Origin of the sequence: Paenibacillus provencensis, assembly GCF_042678545.1 — a bacterium.
In the GTDB taxonomy this organism is placed as follows: Bacteria; Bacillota; Bacilli; order Paenibacillales; family Paenibacillaceae; genus Paenibacillus; species Paenibacillus provencensis.
Map to the genome: position 1 here is coordinate 1924838 of NZ_JBHTKX010000001.1, position 15371 is coordinate 1940208.

Here is a 15371-nt window from a genome sequence, read left to right on the forward strand (position 1 = left end):
GATGAGAACTTATGCTTTTACCACTCTACATAGCAAGCCTACTCTTACATTAAATACACCTTGGTCATTAACCAGACAAAGCGAAAAAACCTGTCAAAGACAAATGGAATCTGACAGGCTTTAAAAAGGCTTTAAAAAGGCTTTAAATTAGGCTCAAAGCTTCCTTCTGTTCTTATCCCAGCAGGAAGGCATATACGATTCCCGGTCCATGCACACCGATCGTCAGTTCATTCTCAATATCGGATGAGCGGCTCGGTCCGGATATGAAATGGACACCTGCGGGAAGCCGCTCCCGCCCCAGCTCATCCAACGGAGTTAGCAGCTCACCAAGTCTCGTCTTCAGCCTATCCACAGGGATAATAATGAACATCACTGTAGGCAGAAGAGTCACAGATCTGCCTTTTTCTCTCGCAGATTTCACGAGAATCGAGCCTGTGTAAGCTGCTGCACCATCTGCAATGACAATACCGAAATCCGCTTCTGCGGCTACGGCTTTCCAATTCACATCATCCTCTGAATTCCAGGTAGAGATATTTAAGGCAGGCTGCTTATCCTCAAGTCCCAAGCTGTTCAGCTCAGGCTGATCCTGCCTGATGATCCGCTTGGCGCCAAGCTTCTCAGCTTTGTCAGCAATGAATTGTCCGGCTTCGGTATAGCTTGTAACCTGGACCACATGACCGCCTACACTTTCAAAATGGTTTGTAAACTTCTCAATTCGTTCCCTCTCATCCCACTCCATTTCGTACCAGAAGCCCGGAGATCCCCGAAATGGCTGAGCAGGCGCGGATATCTGTCTGGGTCTCTTCAGACGGGAAGCAATGTGATTCATGAAACGCTCCTGCTTCTTCATAGACTGTTCTGTGAGCTCCTTAAGCCACGTTTCTTCCGTGCCACTCATATTTGCTTCCTCCCTCCTGCTGCCCTGGCTTCAACAATCGCTTGTAATCTTGCAACGAGATTCGGCTCCATCTCAGGCGCCTCATCCTTAATTTCAGACTTGAGCCGTTCCCAGGATTGCCTGAAGCTGGTCTTGGCTAATGATGGTGTCACACGATAGGAATTCCAGCCTTTTAAAGGCCCCGCTTTTAACGTAATTTCTCCATTCTTCACAACAAGCTTCTGCCCCAGTTGACCTGCCTTCAGAGCTGCGCCAAATCGGGAGGATTTGGATACAACAGCCGCATATGCCTTCATACCTGCCGTTTCGACCTTGTTGCCATGTCCACCTTCCACCTTGCGTCGACGTAGTGCTACAAGCATGTCATGCAGAGGAATCTTAACCGGACAAGCCTCATAACAAGCACCACATAGACTCGATGCATTGGCGATATCATCCCATTCAGCTACATTCTTGTTCAGTGCAGGGGTGAGCACAGCTCCGATCGGTCCACTGTATGTACTTCCATAAGCATGACCTCCGATGTGACGGTATACCGGACAGGCATTCAGACACGCCCCGCAGCGAATACAATTAAGCAGCTCCTGAAATTCGGGATCACCAAGCTGAAGCGAACGGCCGTTATCGACAATAATCATGTGCATTTGCTCAGGACCATCTGCATCCTCGTCACGTTTAGGTCCGGTGATACCGGACATGTACATTGTAATCCGCTGGCCCGTCGCTGATCTAGGAAGCAGCGTAGCCATAACCTCCAGATCTGTCCAGGAAGGAATAATTCTCTCCATTCCCATCAGCGTAATCTGCGTCTTCGGAAGGGTGCTGACCATCCGGGCATTGCCTTCATTCTCGAACAGCACCATGGAACCGGTCTCGGCAATGGCAAAATTACAGCCCGTCATGCCGATATCGGCATCAAGGAAGCGCTCCCGCAATATTTTTCGAACAAAGCCGGCAAGCACCGTCGTATCCGGAGGGAGTGTTTCTCCGGCAACCTCAGACAACAGCTCAGCAATTTGATATCGATTCTTATGAATGGCGGGGATAACGATATGTGAAGGCATTTCTCCGGCCAGCTGGATAATATATTCACCTAGATCCGTCTCAATCGCTTCAATTCCTGCTTCTTCCAGCGCATGATTAAGATGCAGCTCTTCGGATACCATGGACTTCGATTTGACGACAGACTTGGCTCCGCGGTGCTCTGCGATTTGGAGGGCAATACGGGCGGCTTCTTCCCCCGTATCGGCAAAATGAACATGAACCCCGTTTGCGCGGGCATTCTCCACAAAAAGATTCAAGTAATAATCCAAATGGGCAATCGTATGAAGCCGGATCTGTCTGCCCTGCTCACGCCACTCTTCCCAGCGTCCATGCTCCTCGGAGGCCAGCTTCTTCCCGCCTCTGAGACGCTCTGTCGTGAACTTAACTGCTTTTCGCAAAAATTCATCATTGAGCGCCAGGCCTGCACGCTCCTTCACCTGAACCTTTGGACCTGCTGAACCCAAACTGGTCATGAAGACTTCACCCCCTCATACAACAGCTCCGCCAGATGCATGACTCGTACCGGTTGATTTCGATACCGCAGCTGGCCCGCGATGTTCATCAGACACGCCATATCTAGACCTACAAGCACTTCAGCTTCAGTCTCAACAACATGCTCCGCCTTCTCCGTAACCATCGCTCCGGAAATGTCCGCCATCTTCACGGCAAAGGTGCCGCCAAAGCCGCAGCAGTCCTCTGCAAAAGGTAAGGGTACAAAATCTATGCCTTTTACCTCCTGAAGCAGAGCCATCGGTTCATTCTTGACGCCAAGGAGCCGGCTGCCATGACAAGAGGGGTGATAGGTCACCTTATGTGGAAACACAGCCCCAAGATCCTTAATTCCCATCACATGGACAAGGAACTGTGTGAACTCATAGGTCTTCGCTTCCAATCGTTTCGCTTTCTCCAGCATTTCCGGCTCTTCCTGGAATAAATTCGAATAATGGTGGACCATATACGTACATGAACCGGATGGAGATACGACAAAATCGCTGTCATCAAAAGCATCCAGTATCGTTCTCGCGGCCGCTCTGGCTTCATCGAAATACCCGCTGTTATAAGCTGGCTGACCACAGCAGGTCTGGACTTTGGGAAAGTCCACCTGTATGCCATATCTGGCCAGTATGCGCACCATCGCTTCTCCTACCCTCGGATAGATCGCATCACTGAGACATGTAATAAATATAGAGACCTTCATCTGAGTACACCTCTTATCTATTCAAGACTAAACAATGGTGACATGTATAGAACGTTCCTTAAGTGCTCTTACAGTTTCTTCCCTCACATCTTGACACGTAATAATGTGCTGTACCTTATCAAGCCCAGCGACATGAGTCAGCGCCTGTATGCCAAACTTGCTGGAATCTGCTAGTAAGAACACCTGATCGGACATTCCAATCATCCTCTGCTTCACTCTCGCTTGAAGCTCATTCATTTCACTGATGCCTCTATCCACATGAACACCTTGGCAGGACAAAAAGAGCTTATCCACGTGATAGGTGTCCAGAGAACGCTCGGCAAGTGGTCCAACAAAGGACATTGACTCAGGCAGGAGCTGACCCCCAGCAGCAATAACTTCGATGTGCTTCTTGCTGGATAGCTCTGTTACTACCCGAATGGAATTCGTTAGAACTGTAATCGGAATATCCGGTAAGCTTCGGGCTGTATACCAAGCGGTCGTGCTTGCATCTAGAAGGATGCGCTCATGAGGCTCTATAAACTTCACCGCTTCCAGAGCAATCCGCCGTTTCTCCTCTGTACGAGTGATTTCACGCTCACTATAAGGGGTTTCCATATGTTCATCAGAAAGCCTTATACGTACAGCACCGCCGTGTGAACGTCTCAGCTTCCCTTCTCTCTCAAGCCGATCCAAATCCCGGCGAATGGTCTCCTCGGTTACTTGGCACAAGCTGCTCAGCTCGGATACCCGAATACTTCCTCTGTCATTGACGAGCCGGGTGATCGCCGCATAACGTTCAGCAACTAGCATAGGCATCCTCCAGATTTAGGCATAGGCAGCTAGACCTGTATACTTGGTGAAACTGCCGTACGCCTCTCTCCAGGCTTCCGCCTGTTCCGGCTCATAGGTTAGAATAGGAAAAGAATCGCGTATGACGGCCCGAGCTTCCGCCGCACTCTTGAATATGCCTTGATTCATCCACTGTACGACCAGATTACCAATCGCACTTGCTTCTACGGGACCTGCATATACAGGTTTACCGATTGCACTTGCAGTCCAAGCGCATAGCAGCTTATTGTTAATGCCTCCGCCCACCATATGAAGACTGTCAAATTGCTGCCCGGATACCTGCTCTGTCATTTCCAGCACATGTCTATATTTCAGGGCAAGGCTCTCAAGTATACAGCGAACCATTTCCCCGTCGGATTGCGGCAATCCTTGACCCGTTCTGGTCAGGTAGGCCTCAATGCGTTCAGTCATACTGCCCGCCGGCAAGAAGGAAGAATCATCCGGATCTATGAAGTATTGGAAAGGCTTTGCATCTTGAGCAAGTCTTAATATTTCATCATAGCTGTACGTCTTGCCCGCACGCTCAAATTGTCGCAGCGTCTCCTGAAAGATCCAGAGTCCCATAATATTTTTGAGTAGACGATACGTATGATTAGCTCCGCCTTCATTTGTAAAATTCAGAGCCTGAGAAGTCTCATTAATAACAGGTGAATCCATCTCTGTCCCCATAAGTGACCATGTGCCACAGCTAAGATAAGCGAATGATCGTGTCGTCGCAGGTACCGCTGCCACAGCAGAACCGGTATCATGCTCAGCTACGGCAACGAAGCGAACGTTAGGAATTCCCAGCTCCTGCATCACAGAGGGTCTCAGCTCACCTGCATCCGATCCCGGAGTCAGTACCTTGCCGAACCATTCCTCCGGTATGCCAATCCGGTATAGCAGCTCCGAATCCCAGTCGCCCGTACATGGATTAAACAGCTGTGTTGTCGTTGCATTTGTAAATTCATTCAATTTCTCACCCGTCAGGAAGAACCGCAGCAAATCCGGTATCATTAGAAAATGAGCGGCTTCCTTCAGCATATAGGAGTTCTGCTGTTTGAGAACAGCAAGCTGATAAATGGTGTTAAAGGGCAGGAACTGAATTCCTGTCTTCCGAAAAATATGCTCTGCCGGAATATTGGCGGTCACTTTCTCCATCACACCATCGGTCCGTTTATCGCGGTAATGATATGGACTTCCGAGCAGCTCCCCCTTCTGATTGAGGAGCCCATAATCGACAGCCCATGAATCAATGCCTACGCTGGAAATCTTCTCCCCTTGCAGCTTCACCTTGAGCATCCCCTGCTTAAGCTCATGAAGCAGCCTAAGTATATCCCAATGCAAATGATCTCCTGCCATCACCGGATCGTTAGAGAAGCGGTGAATTTCCTTGATCTGGATGCGGGAGTCACTCAGCAGCCCAAGGACTGCCCTTCCGCTTGAAGCTCCTAAATCATAGGCGAGGATGTTCACCAGCTCGCCCCTCCCTTACCGCGTGCCTTGATCTCCTCTGGATAGCTGCTCTTCAGATAAGCCTCCATCGGATCAATCGGTAACCCTTCTTCTTCTCTAACTGCATGCAGCAGTGGAGTTACATCGAATTCAGATGCCTTGCGGATCGCATGCTCCGCTGCCAGTACGTCATTCTTTTCTTGGGCAGCCGCAACCTCTGCATGATCGATAAGAAGCGCTTTGGCATAAGCAGTCTGAACATTCAGCACCGAACGAATCATAGCCGGTATTTTCTGCTCAATGTTATGGGATTGGTCCAGCATATAAGCAATGGAGTCTACACCTTGCCGAATACCTTCATCTGTGTCCACAGCCCCGTTCAGAATCTGATAGAAGATAAGGAATAACTCATAGGGATTGACGGTACCCACAATCAGATCATCATCCGCATATTTACGGCTGTTAAAGTGAAATCCGCCCAGTCTCTTCTCATCAATAAGATAGGCCACAATGTGTTCAATATTCGCTCCTGGCAAATGATGGCCTGTATCGACAAGCACCTGTGCCTGTTCACCAAGCTTTAAAGCTGTATTGTATGCCATGCCCCAGTCCGCCAGATCCGTATGATAGAAGCCAGGCTCAAAGCACTTATATTCAATCAGCATCCGCATATCCTTCGTAAGCGCTTTATACATTTCGGATAAAGCTTCCTGCAACCAGTTCTTCCGCTGGCGGATGTCACCCTGTCCAGGATAATTGGTTCCATCTGCAAACCAGAGGCTAAGATCACGGGATCCTGTTTCCTTCGCAATGTCAACGCATTCAAGCAGATGTTCTGTTGCCTTCCGGCGCACAGCCGCATCACTGTTCGTTACACTGCCAAGCATATAGTCCTCTTCCTGAAAAAGATTCGGGTTAACTGCTCCGATCTTAAGTCCCAAGCTCTCGGCGTGGGAACGAAGCTTGCTGTAATCTCCCACCTTATCCCAAGGAATATGAATAGCTACTGTGGGGGCAAGGCCTGTCAGGCGATGAACAACAGCCGCATCCTCCATTTTCTCAAACGGATCTCTCGGCACACCTTCCTTCTGAAATACTTTGAAGCGCGTTCCTGAATCACCGTAACCCCACGATGGCGTTTCAATCTTGAACTGCTTAATCTTCCGCTTCACTTCCTCAACATTAATTCCCCTTGCCGTTTGCTGCTCTTCAAACCATGCATAAGCTTTATCCGTCATATAGACCTCTCCTTTGATCCTATGTGATAAAAGAAAATGGAACACGCCCTCGGAAGATGTACCGGATCATTCAAGCAGTCGAATATAAATCCTCCGAGATGCGCGGTGTATTGAACGTCAAATTCAATAATTAACGTGTGAATGCAGCCGTCACCCCTCCGTCAATGGTGAGCATGCAGCCTGTTGTTTTTTCGGCCTTAGATGAGGCAAAGAAAGCAACGCCTTCCGCTATGTCCCTAGGATAAATATTGACGAGCAGCGTTGTACGCTTGCGATAATGCTCCTCCAGTTGATCTGGCTCAATGCCATAGGCAGCCGCACGTTCATTGCGCCAGTTGGAATTCCAGATCGCTGACCCTTGCAGAATGGCATCCGGCAGAATGGTATTGACACGGATACCGTATTCTCCACCTTCTGCTGCGATGCAGCGGGCAAGATGTGCTTCAAGCGCCTTGGCGGAGCTATAGGCGGTGACATTCTTGCCGGCATAAATGGAGTTTTTCGAGCCGATAAACACCATGCTGCCCCCGATACCCTGCTCCTTCATTAGTTTGAAGGCTTCGCGTGCAACGAGGAAATAACCTGTTCCCAGAACATTGATATTGAGGTTCCATTCCTTGAGTGACGTTTCATCAAAAGGACTGGAAGTGGCGAGTCCAGCATTATTCACAATAATATCGACTCCACCGTAGGTAAGTGCGGTTTCCGCGTATGCTCTGTGAATCTGCTCTTCACTGGTTACATCCATCTGAACAGGAATAGCTCGATGTTCCCCATACTGACTGTTTATTTCGTCAGCTACCTTCTGAGCCCCTTCCAAATTTAGATCAGCAAGTATAACATGGGCTCCTTCGGATACGAGCAGTCTCGCTGTTTCGCTGCCGATTCCTCCTGCTCCGCCTGTAATAAGCGCAACCTTTCTTGAGAATTCCGTCTCTGCCGGTGCCAGCGACAATTTATACAGCTCAAGCGGCCAATACTCTACATTATAGGATTCGTTCTCGCTGAGTGATACGAATTGCCCAAGCGTGGTAGCACCCCTCATCACAGCAATAGCACGATGATACAGTGCACCGCTTACTTTGGAATTGGACCAGCTCTTGCCTGTATTAATCATACCGATACCTGGAATTAGAATAACTCGTGGAGCGGCTTCAAACATGACGTCACCTTCATGTTTATTGCGTTCAAAATATAGTTTGTAGTTCTCTTTATAATCCTTAATGGCTGAACCAACAAGCTCCCTCAGTCCTGTCACATCCTCCGCATCTGGAGTCCAGTTCACGAAGAGCGGAACAACCTTGGTATGTACTAGATGATCCGGGCATGCCGCTCCAACCTGAGACAGCTCGGCTGAATCCCTGCCATTTACGAACTGAAGAACATCCTCTGCATCGTCAAAGGTCAGGATCATCTTCTTCTCATCGCTGACAGCTCCCCGAATAAGCGGCATAATCTGCGCTGCAATATCCTTCCTGACCTGTTGAGGCAGCGCATCATATTGGGCTCCCCCAAACAGACTGGCCTCATCTACTTTAGATTCTATATAGCTCTCCGCTTCATTAATGATACGAATGGTCTTCGCATAAACTTCTTCCGAGGTGCTCCCCCATGTGACAAGACCATGTTTCTCCATAAGAACGAGCTCCGCCTGCGGGTTACTTATAACTCCTTCTGCAATCATCTTGGATAAAGTGAATCCAGGACGAACATAGGGAACCCATACGAACCGGTCTCCGAAGATTTCCTTCGCTATTTCACGGCCGTTATCCGCACAGCAGATACTGATAATGGAATCCGGGTGTGTATGATCAACATGAGGATATGGTATAAAGGCATGCAGCAGGGTTTCAATCGAGGCACGCGGATGCTTCGCTTCAATCATACAGTTGGCTAGATAAGCGACCATGTCCTCGTCCGTCATCTCATCTCTCTCCATCAGCGGCCGGATATCGTCCAGGCGGAGACCGGTAAAATGACCAGATTTCATCGTAGCAAGATCAGATCCGCTTCCCTTAACATACATGACTTCAACATCTCTTCCGCGAAAATCCTGGATAACCGTCTTGCTGGAAGTATTTCCACCACCCCAGTTACACACCCTCCGATCCGACCCAATCAAATTCGAACGATATACTAACCTTTCGAGTCCTTCGTTTAATTGTCCTGCATTAGATTCATCCCACAGATTCTGAACCATGATCGATCCTCCCGAAATGTTGTTTTTATACTGTTGTAAACGCTTAATGGGAGTATATCACTTTTATTTTGGTTTGAATATGATTATTTTTTTGATTTTTATAGTATAAAACAAATAAAAACAACATAACAAATGTTTGTTTCAAAGAAAACCTTCCTTGGACTTGCATGCTTCAAATTGATTTTCATTCATCTTGATTGCTTAGAGCATCAGGCGTAATCTAAAGCTTGCTATATCAAATACGGAACTGCAACTCTGCCGCATTGTCCTCATACGCTGCGCATAAATTAGGAATAGTTCTAAATTTCCATTAGAAGGAGTGAGCGAAGAGCATGTTCATTGAGGTGGAATCCGGTGTAAAACTGTATGTTGAAGACCTGCGTCCACAGGATGACGGAAATGGACATACCCTCATGTTCTTGCACGGGTGGCCGGGCAATCATCGGGTCTTTGATTATGCCTATCAAATCCTGCCTCATCACCGGTTTCGCTGTATCGGCCTTGATTTTAGAGGATTCGGCAAATCAGATAAGCCTTGGCATGGTTATCAATACGATCGAATGGCAGAAGACTTGTCCGTCATCATTGATACGCTGGACCTGAAGAATGTCATACTCGTCGGATATTCATTGGGAGGTTCGGTGGCGATCCGATATATGTCCAAATATCATCATGGTTCGAAAATTGATAAGCTTCTGCTGGTATCCGCAGCTGCCCCTGTCTTTGCTAAGAGAGATGAAGAGTCCCCCTTCGGGCTCCCGGTTCCTATGATTGACCAGCTGATTGAGCAGCTGCATCAAGACCTGCCGCAAGCGATAACCGATTTTTCGGGAACGTTATTTCACCGTTATGTAAGTCCAGAATATCGAAACTGGTTTCTGCACAATTGTATGGAGAGTGCCTCGTATGCGCTTATTCAAACAGCGGTTGCACTTCGTGATGAGGATTTGTCTGAAGATGTTACATATATAGATGTGCCCACTGGTATTTTTCACGGCATTCACGATCAAGTCGTTCCATTCGCAGCAGCCGTAGCCATGCAGCAGGAAATTCCCGGATCGCTCATTTACCGATTTGAGCAAAGTGGGCATCATCTCATTTATGATGAGAAGGAAAGATTTCTTTCCACCTTGCTGTCATTTTTGAAAAATCGCTGAAGAGATCATCGTTCTTTCGTTTAATCACTATGAGAACAAGGGTATAATATACAAGCTAAACAACTAGACCAAAGGTGATGAGAGCGATGATCTATCATGTTACGTATCTGTCCCAGGGACTTCAGGTCAAAGGATATCTCAGCCTGCCCTTGGGATTTCAGTTATCGGAATCGGCGGCAAGAGATATGCTGCATGGCAGGTTTAGTTCGGATGAGCAGCCTGCCATTCAACTGACGAGTACCTTACACCAAGAAAACAATAAGGAATTTACATCAAAGAAATGGCCTGTATTTATATATTGTCGCGGCGGAATTGGCAACTTCGGCAAGGTGAGAACCCATTGGGTTGAGGAATTCTCGAAACACGATCACATCGTATTTGCCCCTTCGTATCGTGGAACAGAAGGCGGTGAAGGCCGGGATTTGTTTGGCGGAGAGGATAAACATGATGTATACGCTGCAGTTCGGTTATTGTCAGAGCTTCCCTTCGTTGATCCCGAACAGATCAGTATTATGGGATTCTCCAGAGGGGCAATCAATGCGGCTTATACCGCTCTAGAAATGCCCAGTATACATAAGCTTGTCTTGTGGAGCGGTGTATCCGACATGACTCAGACTTATGAGGATCGAGTTGACCTTAGACGTATGTTTAAACGAGTGATTGGAGGTCCTCCTTGGAAGCTTCCGGATGCTTACCTGGAGCGCTCTCCCCTATCCATCGCAGAACAGATCCCTTGTCCGATTCTGATCGTGCATGGAACCGATGATGTACAAGTCTCATTTCGTCAAGGAGAGAAATTGTTCGATCTATTAAACCGTTCACGAGATGATGTAGATTTTCATCGTTATGAAGGTCTTGGTCATCATTTCCCGGGAGAGCTTCATCAGGCTGCCATATCACGGATGTTTGACTGGATCGGAGCAGAGCCACACGAGGCTGTACTTTAATCCGTAAATCGCTCTCTCTTATGATTCCTGGCAGCAATATAGACAAAATAAGAGGAGGACGTCCCGATAGTCGGGAATGTGCCTCCTCTTCCATTATATCTGGTCTGAGCTTACCGGACGCAATCTCTCGAATCCGAGAAACCTTGTTCCTTGGCAGCTCAACATACCGCGGTCGCCCTCAACAATCAATCCGTAGTCCTCAGCCTTCACCTGCAGCTCTGTACGCTGTCCATTGGCATGCTCAAACGTTATATAATAACTCGTTCTTGCACTCGAATCTCCTGATCCACCGCTCACATACGTTCTTCTCGTCAGCACTCGTGCTTCTTCTGTCATTTGCTCGGCTGCATTATTCTTACTCCAGACACTGATTCCGTTAATGATGGCATATAATATTGAACCTCCAATGACAAGTGAAATCACTGTAAAGACAATATTGAACAACGGCGGTGCTCCACCAAGGAAGCCTCCAAAAAATCCATCACCGTGCATATCTGGAACCTCATTAAAGAAAGTCCTCATATTAACGGGCTCTACATTCATAAACGGTCTAGAACTAAACACCTTTTCTCGACGACCTTTCTCTATTTAATTAATACAGGCTCTCTAATTCATCGATCAGTGAGCCGACATAGGCTGCCGCACTTCGAATCGGATCTGGCCGTGACATATCGACCCCTGCCAGCTTCATTAGCTCAAGCGGGCTCATGGAACCGCCAGCTTTGAGAACCTCTAACCAGCGGTCTACGGCCGGCTGGCCTTCTTCTCTGATCAACTGAGCTACAGCGGTTGAAGCTGTTAAGCCTGCAGCATACGTATAAGGGTACAAGCTCATGTAGTAATGCGGCTGGCGCATCCACGTCAATTGGGCATATTCATCAATGACAACATCTTCTCCCCAGAAGCTGGACAGAATATTCCCTTTGAGCTCGCATAATTTAACAGCCGTCAGCGGTACATTATCCATCGCGAGGTCATAAACCTGACGCTGGAGCTCTCCTTCAAGCAGATGAGTCACGAAATTATGGAAATAAGTCCCAAGCAATTGCGAAATAACCCAGCGGCGCATTCTTGGATCATGAGAACGCTGCAGCAAGTGATCTGCCAGGAGCAGCTCATTCATGGTCGAAGGCGCTTCGATGAAATAGAGTGAAGGTCTGGAATTGGTCGGACGCTGATACTTGTTCGCGAGCATAAGATGGCCGGCATGCCCTACTTCATGAGCAAGCGTAAATGCACCTCGCATATTATCCGCCCAGCTGATCAGGATATAGGAATGTACACCCGGGATAGACATACAGAAGGCACCCGTTCGTTTCCCTGCATTGTCTGCATAATCCACCCATCGGTTTGCAAATGCGTCCGCCACGATCTCTCCATATTCAGGCCCAAGAATAGACAAGGCTTCCTTGATGAGCTCTCCGGCTTCCTTATAAGTAATTCCAGGACTGAAGTCAGGGTCCAGCGGAGCTTTCAGATCAGCGAATGTCATTTCATCCAGGTTTAGCACCCTTTTCTTAAGCGCAGCGTATCTTCGCATATGAGGTGCAAGCTCTTCCTGCAAGATGTCAAGAATGTTGTGATACATCTCCGTTGTCACTTGCTGCGGCGTTAATAACATCTCGGTAACCGAATCATATCCACGCAGTCGGGACTCGATAACCTGACGCTTTACTTCTGTACCGTATGCTTCAGCGAAGGTGTTGCGGTATTTGTGGAGCGTTTCACTGAACGCTTTAAATGCATTCCGGCGCAAATCTGTGTCCGCGGATTCTACATATTTATTCTCATACAATGCAAATGATACCGGAACTTCTTCTCCCCGTCCGTCTTCTGCTGTACGGAAGGTCATATCCGCCAATTTGCTTCGTTCATATATACGATAAGGGGCTCCTATTACTTCTCCAAAGGAGGTTAGGACTTTCTCCGTTTCCGCACTAAGCCGATGCGGCTTGGTCTTGAGAAGCAATCCGAGACTGCGTTCAAAATCTTTGAGCGCGGGTTGTTTCTCTATGTAATCTTCAATGGTTCTGTCCGGAAGCGACAGAATTTCGGACTTCACAAAGGATAGCGCCGAACCAATGGCAGAAGCAGCATCTCTGGCTCTCGCGGCATTGATCTGATTCTCTGAATTAATGCTGTCTCCCGCCAAATCCAGCTGGGCGTATGCACCGATTCTGCCAATTCTCACTTGGATCTCCTCCTGAGCAATCAAGCAGGCCAGCAGCACATCAGCGCCTTCATTCAGTCTTCCTTCGTATTGAGTTACAGAGGAAATATCTTGTTGTACATCGTTTAGTTCCTTCTCCCAAGCTTCCTTCGTCTCAAATATATCTTTCAGATTCCATGTTGCTTCAAGCTCTACTTCTTGCCGGGTTAAAATTTTGGACATCACTCAAATACACCTCTCCTCAGCGATTTATTGACCATTGTATAGCACCAATAAATCCCATTGTATCATATAAAATCCTGTAATCTCTTAAATTTTGCTATAAAAAAGTGGATTCTCTCTAAATTCATAGAGAGAATCCACTGTATTCATAAACTGTTGTTCAATTATACTTTTTACTCCGGTTTGCCGTCCTTCCAGATCACAGTATCTCCATAATGCTTGCCCCAATCATACATCAATCGCAGGACAGGCATAAGACTCTGACCATGATCTGTGAGCGAATATTCTACACGAGGGGGAACCTCGGCATATACCTTACGGTGAATAAGGAGATCCTCTTCCAGTTCACGGAGCTGGTTGGTCAGCATTTTTTGAGTAATGTGCGGGATCAACTTCTTCAGTTCACTAAAGCGCTTTGTCCCTTCGAGACCAAGATGCCAGAGGATAATCAGCTTCCACTTGCCGCCGATGACCGCAAGCGTCAGCTCCTTCTCGCAGTTAATTTCCTTTAGATTAATTCTCTCTTTTACTTCGGATGCCACTTGCATACCCCCTTCCTAAGCATTGTACTACATCATGACATTACTCAGCAAAAGAGGTGCATGAGGCGCTATTCGAGATTCGCATGCCGATGGAACATCTGCTCAGCACTCATGCCCAGCTGATTCATAAGGGTAAGAATCAGCCCGTCCAGACTGATCAGTAAGGATTGCTCGAAGAGTGAGCCCATCGGCTGTAATGATTCGGTGTTTCCTTGTTCTTCCTTCGCCTTTGCTTGAATATGAATAACTCCATCTGCGAGCTGACCGCAGGTAGATTTCGGATTCGTTGTAAGCACAAGCAGCGATGCACCAAGCAGCTTCGCCTTCTCACCCATAGCTGCAAGACTTCTCGTTTCCCCTGAGCCTGAACATAATACCAGCAAATCATCCTTATCTATACTCGGAGTCGTTGTTTCCCCAACAACATACGCTGTAATACCAAGATGAGCTAACCGCATGGCGAAGGCTCTCCCCATCAGGCCAGAACGTCCTGCTCCGGCGACGAAGACCCGTTTCGACTGCTGAATCAGAGACACAGCCTGATCCATCTCAGCAGTATCCAGCAGAGAGATCACTTGCTTAAGCTCATTCAATATCAATTGTGCTTCGTTTCTATTTGTCATTCTCTTAGCCTTGCTTGATCAGCTGCTGCATTTCGGCTGCAACTGCTTTTTTATCTTCCTGGCCCGTAATGCCGCCGCCCACAATAACAAGGTCTGGACCTGCTGCAATCACTTCAGGCAAGCTATCTAGCTTGATTCCGCCAGCAACCGCTGTTTTGGCACGAGTCACTGCTTTTTTGATCGTTTGAAGATCTTCAAAGGAGTTCTTGCCTACAGCCTGGAGGTCATATCCTGTATGCACGCAGATGTAATCCACACCGAGCTCGTCAATTTCTTTCGCACGGGTTTCAATATCTTTGACGTTGATCATGTCAACCAGGATTTGTTTTCCTTGCTTCTTCGCTTCCTCTACTGCACCCTTAATCGTCATATCATCTGTTGCACCAAGAACAGTAATAATGTCAGCGCCTGCTTCTGATGCCTTCATAATCTCATATCCGCCGGCATCCATAATTTTGAGATCTGCAAGCACCTCCAGATTAGGATATGCTGCCTTCATTTCTTTTACGGCGCGCAGGCCTTCATTAATAACAACAGGTGTACCGATTTCCACAATATCGATATAAGGCTCCACTTCTCTAACGACTTCAATTGCCTGCGGAATATCTACCAGATCAAGTGCCAGCTGTAATTTCATATCTAACATCTCTCCTTATCATTGATTACAAACCATATCTTATAACTGTTGATTACCAATGAGGAAGTACGCACTTTGAAGTGGTGTAGTTACCTCGAAGTAACTAATGTGTCATGTCAGGCTTTTCTGTTTGGTCTGTGAATCCATTTCATACCTCATGAAATGAAATCGAATCAGTCAGATTTGATAAAAAAGAATCAGCTATACTATAATTGCTTTACTGTCTTGTT

At 47.5% G+C, this 15371-nt stretch carries 14 protein-coding genes; 2 read left to right on the forward strand and 12 right to left on the reverse strand.

The genetic code is table 11. The features are described from left to right. Positions 1-172 precede the first annotated feature (172 nt). The 7 genes from ACFQ3J_RS09205 to ACFQ3J_RS09235 all read right to left on the reverse strand — a co-directional run bounded on the left by ACFQ3J_RS09205 (position 173) and on the right by ACFQ3J_RS09235 (position 8843). On the reverse strand, positions 173-898 hold the full coding sequence (locus ACFQ3J_RS09205; protein ID WP_251583400.1) for a LutC/YkgG family protein: 726 nt from the start codon (positions 896-898) through the stop codon (positions 173-175). Continuing rightward, positions 895-2415 (reverse strand): LutB/LldF family L-lactate oxidation iron-sulfur protein, encoded by a 1521-nt coding sequence (locus ACFQ3J_RS09210; protein ID WP_251583398.1) that lies wholly within the window; start codon positions 2413-2415, stop codon positions 895-897. Before ACFQ3J_RS09210 ends, ACFQ3J_RS09205 begins: the two co-directional genes overlap by 4 nt. Next, positions 2412-3140 carry a (Fe-S)-binding protein gene (locus ACFQ3J_RS09215; RefSeq protein WP_251583395.1) on the reverse strand — a complete coding sequence of 243 codons (729 nt, stop codon included), beginning with the start codon at positions 3138-3140 and terminating at the stop codon, positions 2412-2414. Before ACFQ3J_RS09215 ends, ACFQ3J_RS09210 begins: the two co-directional genes overlap by 4 nt. Positions 3141-3167: 27 nt before the next feature. Then, on the reverse strand, positions 3168-3932 hold the full coding sequence (locus ACFQ3J_RS09220) for a DeoR/GlpR family DNA-binding transcription regulator (protein WP_251583393.1): 765 nt from the start codon (positions 3930-3932) through the stop codon (positions 3168-3170). Positions 3933-3947: 15 nt separating this feature from the next. After that, positions 3948-5426 (reverse strand): rhamnulokinase, encoded by a 1479-nt coding sequence (locus tag ACFQ3J_RS09225; RefSeq protein ID WP_251583391.1) that lies wholly within the window; start codon positions 5424-5426, stop codon positions 3948-3950. Continuing rightward, on the reverse strand, positions 5423-6643 hold the full coding sequence (gene rhaI / locus ACFQ3J_RS09230) for an L-rhamnose isomerase (protein ID WP_251583389.1): 1221 nt from the start codon (positions 6641-6643) through the stop codon (positions 5423-5425). Before rhaI ends, ACFQ3J_RS09225 begins: the two co-directional genes overlap by 4 nt. 130 nt (positions 6644-6773) lie before the next feature. Continuing rightward, a complete protein-coding gene (locus ACFQ3J_RS09235; RefSeq protein WP_091155593.1) occupies positions 6774-8843 on the reverse strand; it encodes a bifunctional aldolase/short-chain dehydrogenase in 2070 nt (689 codons plus the stop codon). Positions 8844-9175: 332 nt separating this feature from the next. Between ACFQ3J_RS09235 and ACFQ3J_RS09240 the strand changes: the two genes are divergently transcribed. Both ACFQ3J_RS09240 and ACFQ3J_RS09245 read left to right on the forward strand, forming a co-directional pair. Further along, positions 9176-10000: an alpha/beta fold hydrolase gene (locus ACFQ3J_RS09240; protein WP_091155591.1), complete on the forward strand. Its 825-nt coding sequence runs from the start codon at positions 9176-9178 to the stop codon at positions 9998-10000. 86 nt (positions 10001-10086) lie between these two features. After that, positions 10087-10947 carry an alpha/beta hydrolase family protein gene (locus ACFQ3J_RS09245; RefSeq protein WP_091155588.1) on the forward strand — a complete coding sequence of 287 codons (861 nt, stop codon included), beginning with the start codon at positions 10087-10089 and terminating at the stop codon, positions 10945-10947. 93 nt (positions 10948-11040) lie between these two features. Here the strand turns inward: ACFQ3J_RS09245 and ACFQ3J_RS09250 are convergent, their stop codons facing one another. From ACFQ3J_RS09250 to hxlA, 5 genes are all read right to left on the reverse strand, one after another. Continuing rightward, entirely contained in the window at positions 11041-11439 is a 399-nt protein-coding gene (locus ACFQ3J_RS09250) for a DUF2500 domain-containing protein (protein WP_091155585.1), read from the reverse strand. Positions 11440-11539: 100 nt separating this feature from the next. Continuing rightward, complete coding sequence (pepF, locus tag ACFQ3J_RS09255; RefSeq protein WP_251583659.1) at positions 11540-13339, reverse strand: oligoendopeptidase F; 1800 nt, start codon at positions 13337-13339, stop codon at positions 11540-11542. Between the two features lie 173 nt (positions 13340-13512). Beyond that, entirely contained in the window at positions 13513-13881 is a 369-nt protein-coding gene (locus ACFQ3J_RS09260; protein WP_091155579.1) for a winged helix-turn-helix transcriptional regulator, read from the reverse strand. A 68-nt stretch (positions 13882-13949) separates the two neighbouring features. Continuing rightward, positions 13950-14504, reverse strand: coding sequence for a 6-phospho-3-hexuloisomerase (gene hxlB / locus ACFQ3J_RS09265; RefSeq protein WP_091155578.1), 555 nt, complete (start codon positions 14502-14504; stop codon positions 13950-13952). 4 nt (positions 14505-14508) lie between these two features. Next, on the reverse strand, positions 14509-15141 hold the full coding sequence (gene hxlA / locus ACFQ3J_RS09270; RefSeq protein WP_091155575.1) for a 3-hexulose-6-phosphate synthase: 633 nt from the start codon (positions 15139-15141) through the stop codon (positions 14509-14511). Positions 15142-15371: the final 230 nt, after the last annotated feature.

Excerpts from the sequence above, each read along its gene's own strand:
- ACFQ3J_RS09220 (WP_251583393.1), bottom strand. The coding sequence starts at position 3,932 with ATGCTAGTTGCTGAACGTTATGCGGCGATCACCCGGCTCGTCAATGAC.
- ACFQ3J_RS09245 (WP_091155588.1), top strand. The coding sequence starts at position 10,087 with ATGATCTATCATGTTACGTATCTGTCCCAGGGACTTCAGGTCAAAGGA.
- ACFQ3J_RS09240 (WP_091155591.1), top strand. The coding sequence starts at position 9,176 with ATGTTCATTGAGGTGGAATCCGGTGTAAAACTGTATGTTGAAGACCTG.
- ACFQ3J_RS09205 (WP_251583400.1), bottom strand. The coding sequence starts at position 898 with ATGAGTGGCACGGAAGAAACGTGGCTTAAGGAGCTCACAGAACAGTCT.
- hxlA (WP_091155575.1), bottom strand. The coding sequence starts at position 15,141 with ATGAAATTACAGCTGGCACTTGATCTGGTAGATATTCCGCAGGCAATT.
- rhaI (WP_251583389.1), bottom strand. The coding sequence starts at position 6,643 with ATGACGGATAAAGCTTATGCATGGTTTGAAGAGCAGCAAACGGCAAGG.
- hxlB (WP_091155578.1), bottom strand. The coding sequence starts at position 14,504 with ATGACAAATAGAAACGAAGCACAATTGATATTGAATGAGCTTAAGCAA.
- ACFQ3J_RS09235 (WP_091155593.1), bottom strand. The coding sequence starts at position 8,843 with ATGGTTCAGAATCTGTGGGATGAATCTAATGCAGGACAATTAAACGAA.
- pepF (WP_251583659.1), bottom strand. The coding sequence starts at position 13,339 with ATGTCCAAAATTTTAACCCGGCAAGAAGTAGAGCTTGAAGCAACATGG.
- ACFQ3J_RS09210 (WP_251583398.1), bottom strand. The coding sequence starts at position 2,415 with ATGACCAGTTTGGGTTCAGCAGGTCCAAAGGTTCAGGTGAAGGAGCGT.
- ACFQ3J_RS09215 (WP_251583395.1), bottom strand. The coding sequence starts at position 3,140 with ATGAAGGTCTCTATATTTATTACATGTCTCAGTGATGCGATCTATCCG.
- ACFQ3J_RS09250 (WP_091155585.1), bottom strand. The coding sequence starts at position 11,439 with ATGCACGGTGATGGATTTTTTGGAGGCTTCCTTGGTGGAGCACCGCCG.